The 434-nt window shown below is 54.8% G+C and carries 1 protein-coding gene; it reads right to left on the reverse strand.

What is annotated here, in order from left to right:
• On the reverse strand, positions 1-434 hold a 434-nt coding region (locus tag D7Y13_RS43250; RefSeq protein WP_208734661.1), incomplete at both ends, for a cupin domain-containing protein.

The raw sequence follows: 434 nt of genomic DNA on the forward strand, positions 1-434 counted from the left end.
ATAGTCAGCAGCGCCATCATCCGCTCAAACGGTGGCCACGCTGCCAGGGCTTCCAGTTGCTCGCCGACGATGCGTTTGGTTTCACCGTGGAACGACAGTCCCGAACGGGCCATCGCGAACAGCCGGGCCACGTCGGCAAACTCCGGTGCCCGCCAGAAAGATTCACCCAGAAAATCTTCGTTCAGTTGAACTACCACTTTGCGGTAGTCCGTTTTGACACCATAGTCAAAATTCAGGTGCGGGATATTCGGACCGATAAAGACCAGATCACTGCCTTCGTAGCGCGAAATATGGTCGCCGACGTGCCGGGTGCCGCTGGCTCCGTCGATATACACGATCTCGTACTCCGGATGATAATGCCAGAGGAAAACGTTTTCCAGATGGGGAGTCAGCAATATATGAAACGAGCTATCCGCGTCGGGTGTGATTTGTTC

The sequence above is a fragment of the Corallococcus praedator genome, from assembly GCF_003612125.1.
GTDB lineage: Bacteria > Myxococcota > Myxococcia > Myxococcales > Myxococcaceae > Corallococcus > Corallococcus praedator.